The organism is Arthrobacter sp. 2RAF6 (assembly GCF_052115205.1).
Taxonomy (GTDB): Bacteria; Actinomycetota; Actinomycetes; order Actinomycetales; family Micrococcaceae; genus Arthrobacter.
The window spans coordinates 1-5,725 of sequence record NZ_JBFRGF010000076.1; the positions used below are offsets into that span (position 1 = coordinate 1).

The 5,725-nt window shown below is 64.9% G+C and carries 5 protein-coding genes; 3 read left to right on the forward strand and 2 right to left on the reverse strand.

Annotated elements, in window-relative coordinates; genetic code table 11:
• Positions 1–845: ABC transporter ATP-binding protein (locus tag AB4Z38_RS25400; protein WP_441432286.1), on the reverse strand; the 845-nt coding region annotated here is incomplete at its 3' end.
• Between the two features lie 352 nt (positions 846–1,197).
• Here AB4Z38_RS25400 and AB4Z38_RS25405 point away from each other — a divergent pair.
• The 3 genes from AB4Z38_RS25405 to AB4Z38_RS25415 all read left to right on the forward strand — a co-directional run bounded on the left by AB4Z38_RS25405 (position 1,198) and on the right by AB4Z38_RS25415 (position 4,066).
• Positions 1,198–2,805, forward strand: a complete 1,608-nt coding sequence (locus AB4Z38_RS25405; protein WP_441432287.1) for an ATP-binding protein — start codon at positions 1,198–1,200, stop codon at positions 2,803–2,805.
• On the forward strand, positions 2,783–3,451 hold the full coding sequence (locus AB4Z38_RS25410; RefSeq protein WP_441432288.1) for a response regulator: 669 nt from the start codon (positions 2,783–2,785) through the stop codon (positions 3,449–3,451). The genes AB4Z38_RS25405 and AB4Z38_RS25410 overlap by 23 nt, the downstream gene beginning before the upstream one ends.
• 198 nt (positions 3,452–3,649) lie before the next feature.
• On the forward strand, positions 3,650–4,066 hold the full coding sequence (locus AB4Z38_RS25415) for a PRC-barrel domain-containing protein (protein WP_441432289.1): 417 nt from the start codon (positions 3,650–3,652) through the stop codon (positions 4,064–4,066).
• Positions 4,067–5,242: 1,176 nt separating this feature from the next.
• On the opposite strand, the gene AB4Z38_RS25420 is transcribed toward AB4Z38_RS25415, so the two are convergent.
• Positions 5,243–5,599: a DUF7793 family protein gene (locus tag AB4Z38_RS25420; protein ID WP_441432290.1), complete on the reverse strand. Its 357-nt coding sequence runs from the start codon at positions 5,597–5,599 to the stop codon at positions 5,243–5,245.
• Between the last annotated feature and the right edge of the window lie 126 nt (positions 5,600–5,725).

The window sequence follows — 5,725 nt, forward strand, 5'->3', positions numbered from 1 at the left end:
CCCGCCGATTGCTTGTAGGCGCGGGTGACTTCGTCCTTCAAGGACTCCCAGATCTGGCCCTGCAGCTCCAGGAACCGCTCCTCGTGCCGGATCTTCTGGACATCTCCACGCGGCCTGGGAAGATCGATGTCGAAGACATCCTTGATCGTGCCCGGGCTGCTGGTCATGATGACCACCTTGTCCGCGAGCGCCACGGCCTCGTCGAGGTCGTGCGTGATGAACAGGACAGAGGGGCGCAGTTCCTCCCAGAGCTGCAGCAGCTCGTTCTGCATGATGGCCTTGGTCTGCACGTCGAGGGCGCCGAACGGTTCATCCATCAGCAGGATCCGCGGGTTGTTGATCAGCGCCGCCGCCATGGCGACGCGCTTGCGCATGCCGCCGGATAACTGGTGCGGATACCGGTCCTCGAAGCCGGCCAGGCCCACGCGGCGCAGCCAGTCCCTTGCAAGCAAGGTGGCTTCCTTCTTGGGCGTCCCGAGCAGGACCGGGCCGATCAAGACATTTCCGAGAACGGTCTTCCACGGGAAGAGCGCGTCCGCTTGGAACATGTAGCTGACGCCGTTGGTGATGCCGTCAACGAGCTGATCGTGGACCCTCACCGAGCCCGCGCTTGGCCGCTCCAGCCCGGAAACCTGAGCCAGCGTGGTCGACTTGCCACAGCCCGTCGGTCCGACGATCGCGCAGAACTCGCCGGGTTCGACCCTAAGCGTCACATCGCGGATGGCAGTGAATGTCTCGTTCTTGGGAGTGAGGTAACGCTTGGTCAACCCGACGATGTCGATGCCCGCGGCGTCCTCAGCCCTCTCGGGGGCCCCGGGCGGCCGGTTGGGGTGGATAGCATTCATAACGCTAAGACCTCTCTGTCTTTCTGTTCTTGTGACCGCTGATTCCGAGACACCGCGTTGGGGTGTGCCAGGGAATCGAGGCGGTCCGATGAGTTCGTTTATCCGGCGGCAGCCTGCGCCGCCACCCGGATCCCTTCCTTGGGAGTCCGACGAATTCGTGATGTGGATCACTGAAACTATGTAAAGCTTAGGAAGTGATCATCCGGGCCAGAAGCCTTCAGTAAGATGTGCGCCTTAACAGCAAAAGTGCACGTTTTGTGCGTTTTCTGCCACCGGGCAGACGCCCGGCCGTACCGCGGATCCCGGTGAACCGGGTGTCAGCGGCGCAGCGCTTCCGGAGCGGCGGCCATTCGTGGACCCTGACCACCCAGATCCCCTGGGATCGCTCTCGCTGCTGGTCCTCACGGTGGTCCTGGGCGGGTTTCTCTTCACGATGATCAGCAACCAGACCCTGGACCGGCAGTACCAGCTGCGTGCCCTGGGCATCGCCACGACCACCGCGCAGATGCCCGAGATCCGCTCGGCCCTGGCGGTAAAGGATCCCCAGCACATCATCGAAGGGCTCGCCCGGGAGATCACGGCCGCCGCGCAGTCCGCCTACGTCGTGGTCACCGACCGCGACGGCATCCGGTTCTCCCACCCGGACCCGGCGCTGATCGGGCAGAAGCTGGAGGAACCGGTCGCGGTGCTGGACGGCGAAACCCATGTCGGGTTCGACCAGGGCAGTCTGGGCACCTCGGCCAACGCCAAGGCCCCGGTCTTCGGGGCGGACGGCTCGGTGATCGGGCAGGTGTCGGTGGGCATCGCGGACACCCGGGTCCTGGACACACAGGCCCAGAACATCTGGTTGATCACTGGGTTCTCGGGCCTGGTCCTGGCCCTGGGCGTCGGCGGTTCGCTGCTGCTCTCCCGCAGGATCAAGCGTGTCACCTTCAACCTGGAACCGGCCGAGATCGCCTCCTTGCTACAGGAGCGCGAGGCCCTGCTGCACGGGATCCGCGAAGCCGTCCTCGGGCTGGACGACGACGGGAGCGTCACGGTGATCAACGGGGAGGCCCGGCGGCTGCTCCGGATCGAGGAACCGGCCCTGGGAAGACCGGTCGCCGAACTGATCCCGGAGAGCCGGCTCCGGGACCTGCTCACCGGCAAGCTCCCCGGCGCGGACCAGGTGGCGCTGACCGAGGACGCCCTGCTGGTGGTCAACCGCATGCCCGTCTCGACCGCCGGACGGAGCATCGGTTCCGTCATCACCCTGCGGGACCGCACGGAGATCGAGAGCCTGGTCCGGGACCTGCACTCCGTCCGGGGCCTGATGGAGGCAATGCGCGCCCTGGAGCACGAATACGCCAACCGGCTGCACATCGTCGACGGCCTGCTGGAGATGGGGGAAGTGGAACAGGCCAAGAGCTACGTCTCACAAATATCCAACGCTTCCAGGTCGCTCGGCGAAGGGCTGCGCGCACGGATCGCGCCGCCGGAGCTGGCAGCCCTGCTGCTGGCCAAGATCACCGTCGCCGCCGAACAGGACGTGCACATCGAGGTCACCGCCGGGTCCGGGCTGGAACATCCGCAGATTGACCAGGCGGAACTGCTGACCATCGTCGGCAACCTCCTGGACAACGCCGTGGACGCCCTGGCCAATACGCCCCGGCCACGCACGGTGACCGTACAGTTCGACGACGCCGACGGCGTTTTCATCGCCGTGCGCGACAACGGCCCCGGCGTCCCGGCGGACAAGATCGACCAGATCGTGGTGGACGGCTACTCCACCAAAGACCCCCGCCCCGGCATGCGCCGTGGAATCGGACTGGCCCTGGTGAGCAGGATCGTGCACCGGGCAGGGGGAACCCTGGACGTGTTCCCCGGGCCCGGCGGCAACTTCGAGGTCTGGCTGCCGGCAAACCCGCCCCTTGCCGAGACGGACAGGAGGGCAGGCGATGATCAGGACATTGGTAGTTGACGACGACTTCCGGGTCGCCGGAATCCACGCCGCCCGCGTGGCAAGAGTCGAGGGTTTCGAATGCGTGGGCCAGGTCTACAGCGCCGCAGCCGCACGGGAGGCAATCACGGAACTGAACCCGGACCTGCTCCTGCTGGACGTGCACCTTCCCGACGAGGACGGGCTCTCGCTGCTGCGGTCCCTGCAGGCAGCCGGAACCCCGGTGGACTGCATCATCATCACCGCCGCGCAGGACCTGGCCACCGTCAAGTCAGCCATGGCCAGCGGCGCCGTCTACTACCTGGTCAAGCCCTTCAGCTTCGAGCGGCTCCGCACACAGCTGGAGGCCTACCGGACGTGGCGCCAGGAACTGGAATCCGCATCGACCGCCAACCAGGCAACCATCGACAGCCTCTACAACGCCCGCACGGCCGGGCTCAGGCCCGCCGCCCCGGCACCGCGCCTGCAGCCCACCATGCAAAAAACGCTCGACGCCGTCCGCGCGGCCGGCGCTCCCGTCAGCGCCGCGGAGATCGCCGAGCAGCTCGGCGTCAGCCGCCCGACGGCCCAACGCTACCTCAGCGCACTCGAACGCAAAGGCCTCCTCATCCTGGACCTCACCTACGGCACCACCGGCAGGCCGCTGAACTCCTACACCGTGCCCTAGCCGCACGGGGCACCACCCCGGTTGGGGCGGCGAAAGACGGGCTTGGCCGTTTGCTGCAGTAATAGCCGGTGGCGGCAAAGCCGGTCATCGAGGCCCCGACGCATATGACCGATTGGTGGGCATTGCCTGCTTTCTGCCGGAGTTTCTACGATGGAGACATCCCGGGTGAAGCAGCAAACGAAGAGTGGAGGGATTGCGATGACTGCCAATGAGGCCCGTCAGCTGGTGAAACTGAGCGAGACGGACAGGACCGTGGCGTTGGGGGAGGAAGACATTCGCGGGTTCGTGGTCAAAGACCGCGACGGGGAGGATCTCGGCAAGGTCGAGGACCTCCTGATCGACCCCGAGGGCGACAGGGTGCGCTTCCTGTTCGTCGCCTCCGGAGGGTTCCTCGGCATCGGGAAGGAGCACTCTTTCATCCCGGTGGACGCCGTCACCGGCATAAGCGCCGAGGAAGTTACCGTGGACCTTACGCGCGAACACGTGGCCGGGGCCCCGGAGTACGACCCCGAACTAAGCAGTACCCAGGCCTTCCAGGAAGCGGTCTATGGCCACTACAACTACACGCCCTACTGGATGGAAGGCTACTTCTCCCCCCGCTTCCCCCCGGACTAATACGAAATTGAACTGACCCGTCCGGGGTTTGAACAGCTTCGTGCTTCCGGGAATGGCAGGCGGCGCCACCGGAAGTGAAGCATACGCCGAGGGTTACGCCACCCTAGGGCACGCTGACGGCATGGTCGAGAGCTTCGAGCCAGCGCTCGTTTAGCCGGCGTCGGCGGCGATTATGCTGTCGTTATGGCACCCAGCTGCCATTCAAGTCGCACAAGAGCGAATCGGCGACTTGCCGTACATACTCGCCTTTTGTGCCTAATCCTGATGTTTGCCGGGTACTACACAGGGAAACGCAAAGCCTAAAGCCCGAAACTTCCCGTCACTGCAACTGAATACACCGGAAAACCTGCCAGACCGAGTGGCCTCATTTATCGGACCCGCGGTTTCGGCGCGGTGGAGGATCGGCTAGAGGGCGGTCGAAGAAAAGGTCGAACCGGCCCACGAAGGCTTCCTGAGCCGGTCCGCGCATTCTACGGTTCGCGTTCTACGGTTACCGTATGGCTCGAATGACACCGCACGAAGCGACGGCCGTGAATAATATTGCTGGGGTACTTCACCGGCAGGCCCGAGCGCCGCCCCGGGGAAATTGTGCGGTCCCTCGAGATCCTCGCAAATCGGGCGCACAACCGCCTGCAGGGTGGCTGGGCGAGTTCGCGGTGCGCCGCCAATGGCCATACGTCTACGAAGAAGAGGTCCGAGCGCAAGAAGGCGCAGACGAGCCTTCCGAAGAGTGAATGGAACTGAGGATCCTCGCCGGGTACTTCTCTGCAGCGGCGCGATGAGCCCGGGAAATTAGCGCTTCGCTCCAAGCCGTGGCGCGGAGATTCGCAGGGCACGACAGGGGCCGGCGACGTCTGGGGGTCGAGAGCTCAGGCTCCAGGAACTGGACGCTCTCTTCGTCGCCGGCCCGTCCGATAACCGGTCAACGGCTGGCGGGCCGGTCCACACGGATTCCGATTCAAGTCAACACCCGGCGCGGCGCCATTGCACGAGTACCGGTGTACTAGTTTTTGCAGGTCCGGTCCGGGCGGGCCAACTTCATGACGGCCGGGGGACCACTGCGAGAGCTCCGGAGATGTCCGCGCGTGCTGAAAGCGCCGCCGGGGATGCTGCATGCCTACACCCAATCCCCGGGTGCGTGGGCGGGCGTAGCTTTGGCCTATGCTCAGGCCCGGGTCATTCGGCCAGGTCCTGCATCAGCCAGAGCAGTGCATCGTCCCTGGACGTGAAGAAGCGAGTGGGACATGGCGGAATGTGGACACCAAGAAAGAAGTTTGCCAGAACCCGGTCAACAGGGCTGGTCCCAAGCAATGCGATCCGGGAGGCCGCACACGGGATAGAGAAAACAGCACGGGCATGACGGTGCACGGACTCCGTCGTCGCCATGTCGACCAGCATCGGGTATTCCGAGCCCTTGCCGGCCTCATTGACGGCAGCCATTGCCGCATGGGCGTCGACAGCCTCGATGTTGACTCTGTCGTTCCAGACAAGGTGGATTATCCCGTCGGACCTAAGCCTCGATCCACCGGTCAGGTTTGATGGGGCGGGGTGTTTCTGATCTTGGTCCGGGTTCGGTTGATGGGCATGACTGGGTTGCCGGCCTTGCTGCCGGTGGTGTTCCGTGGTCCTGGTTGCGCCGGGTCGGCTGGGTGGTCAGAT

Excerpts from the sequence above, each read along its gene's own strand:
- AB4Z38_RS25415 (WP_441432289.1), top strand. The coding sequence starts at position 3,650 with ATGACTGCCAATGAGGCCCGTCAGCTGGTGAAACTGAGCGAGACGGAC.
- AB4Z38_RS25410 (WP_441432288.1), top strand. The coding sequence starts at position 2,783 with ATGATCAGGACATTGGTAGTTGACGACGACTTCCGGGTCGCCGGAATC.